Here is a 2,285-nt window from a genome sequence, read left to right as displayed (position 1 = left end):
GAATACATGAGAGCTATCTCCAAATTTTTTTCAATAGTTTCATCTTCAATTAGCGCAAAATTTTGGAAAAGATATGAAATATAATGTCTGCGAAGTTTTAAGGCTGAAGTACTATTATAAGCAGGTGCAAAAGAACTTTCGAAATAGTAACTTCCATCGTCATAGTCTTCAATCATACCGATTATATTCAATAGTGTGGACTTCCCTGAACCACTGGGACCATAAATAGCGACCATTTTTCCTTTGGGAATTTCGAGACTAAAATTATCGAATATAACATGTTTTTTATAAGATTTTTTTAAATTTTCTATTTTTATCATACTACTCTCCTTTTAAGACATCTAGTATTATTCCCTTTTTCAATTGATGTGTAGTAATAAGTATCACAATTACTTCAATTATAAAGTAAAATATTAGGGCTTCTAATAGTATGGTTGTATCGGGTTGTAATAAACTATAAATTATGAAGAGTCCCCCTTCAGCACTGACTATGCTGAACAGTTTTTTATAGATTTGAAAATTAGAGTAGCCATATAATGATTTTACAGCAATTTCTTTTTTATATGATTCAAAGTAGAAAAGCGTTGTTGCTAAAACCATGGAGAAGAAAACTAAAATAATCAATCCATTAGTGACTGCGTAACTCAATGGATTACCAACGGTAAGTAAAAAGGTTACTTTATTGATGTTATTTACAAATACTAAAGAGGGGTGAGTTTCTAATAAATCATATTTTTCTAAAATAGGGCGAATTGATTGGTATGTCTTTGCTTTAGAATGGTCAACTTTAAATTTAGATACTGAGTTATGTAATAAATACCCGAATTGCTAGTTGATTTTAGTGCAAAATAAAACCAGACATGCTATTCTATTCTTAACCAACTAAGTTTAGAAAGCGCATGACTGATATGAATGATTATAACACACTTCCCAAAGTTTTTGTTTATCTATTAAACACCATTGAGTCCCTCTATGACGCTACTGCTCCAGTTCAAGTCAGAAATAGAAAGAATGTTCACCTTGGTACATCGGATGCGCTCATCATAGCAGCTTATTTATGGGGCGTTCTGCATTGTAGTGAAACTGTAAGAGCAAAACATCACTTGGCACTTAGTATGCTTCCCCATTTCATTGAATACTCTCGGTTTGTGCGGCGATGCAATGCCCTCATGCCAACAATTCAAAAGATGCGCCAAAAACTTATATTCAAAGAAATTGAAGGAATAAGTGTGTCTATTATTGACAGCTTTCCTATTCAGCTCTGTCAGCCTATTCGAAATTTGAGAAGTAAAGTATTGGGTGACTACTCAAATATAGGATACAACGCAACGAAGGACCAGTACTACTATGGCTGTAAGTGTCATGCGTTAGTGAGTGAATCTGGATATCTTATTGACTACGTGATTACCCCAGCCTCCCACTCCGACAGCGCTACAGCAGAAGAACTTTTGAGCAAACATGCAACATCAACAGTTCTTGGTGATCTGGGATACTTAGGTCGGGGACTTCATGACAGACTGAAGCTTAAAGGGATTGAACTTATTACTCCCGTAAGAAAGAATATGAAGCAGAAAGCACTCCCTTTCCCACACTTTTCAAAGCGCAGAAAAGTTATTGAACGCGTGTTTTCTTTTTTCACCCATTTTGGTTCTGAAAGATCTAGAAGCAGATCTGCGCAAGGCTTTCAGCTCAAATTAGAAATGATTTTTTTAGTATATTCTATTCTTCTCAAGCTAGCTAAAACATTGCAACCAGAGACTTTGAAGTACTCAATTGGTTATCAAGTGATGGCAAAATAATTAACTAGCAATTCGGGTAAATACAAATAATAATAACGCTTAGAAAAGGAGAACAATTATGAAAGCAAAAAAAATTATTACTAGTAATTTGATTGCGCTAACCCTATTTGGAATTACCGCACCGGCATTGGTAGGAGCAAATTCTTTAAAACAAGAATCATCAAAAAAAATTGACGAAGGTTTAGAGAGTACAAATTCAATCACTGGCCAAGATAACAGTATCGTAGGAGGATGGTCAGAAGATGAAGGTTTATATATCAATTTAGACTTTGCTGGTGCTCTGGCTCGTTCTTCCCCTAGACATACTGGTAAAGGAGAGACAAAAACTATAAATGGCACTGGTCACAAGCGTGCGCATGGATGGACAACATGGCAAGGAGTAAAGCATTATACGACTGCACAATTAGAAATTTATAATCTTTTTCAAAAAAAGACTGTAAATGGAACATCAGGCAGAAAATGGGGGTATAGTGGTACAGAAGCTGC

The 2,285-nt window shown here is 35.1% G+C and carries 3 protein-coding genes and 1 pseudogene; 2 read left to right on the top strand and 2 right to left on the bottom strand.

Translation table 11 applies throughout. The features are described from left to right. Together Q0977_RS18205 and Q0977_RS18345 are read right to left on the bottom strand one after the other, a co-directional pair. On the bottom strand, nt 1–320 hold a 320-nt coding region (locus Q0977_RS18205), incomplete at its 3' end, for an ATP-binding cassette domain-containing protein (protein ID WP_299516610.1). A 1-nt stretch (nt 321) separates the two neighbouring features. Then, the gene (locus tag Q0977_RS18345; RefSeq protein ID WP_367269495.1) at nt 322–624 is read right to left on the bottom strand and encodes a DUF1430 domain-containing protein; all 303 of its coding nucleotides are present in this window, start codon (nt 622–624) and stop codon (nt 322–324) included. Nucleotides 625–908: 284 nt separating this feature from the next. Between Q0977_RS18345 and Q0977_RS18200 the strand changes: the two genes are divergently transcribed. Next, nucleotides 909–1,799 carry an IS982 family transposase gene (locus Q0977_RS18200; protein ID WP_299516608.1) on the top strand — a complete coding sequence of 297 codons (891 nt, stop codon included), beginning with the start codon at nt 909–911 and terminating at the stop codon, nt 1,797–1,799. Between the two features lie 58 nt (nt 1,800–1,857). After that, nucleotides 1,858–2,285, top strand: a pseudogene (locus Q0977_RS18195) (hypothetical protein); the annotation flags it as partial.

Origin of the sequence: uncultured Rummeliibacillus sp., assembly GCF_934216135.1 — a bacterium.
GTDB lineage: Bacteria > Bacillota > Bacilli > Bacillales_A > Planococcaceae > Rummeliibacillus.
The sequence above is the reverse complement of the archived record's forward strand: the minus strand, read 5'-3'. Positions and strand labels throughout refer to the sequence as shown.

Bases quoted from the DNA above. Each gene is read 5' to 3' on its own strand.
- Q0977_RS18200 (WP_299516608.1), top strand. From the start codon at position 909: ATGAATGATTATAACACACTTCCCAAAGTTTTTGTTTATCTATTAAAC.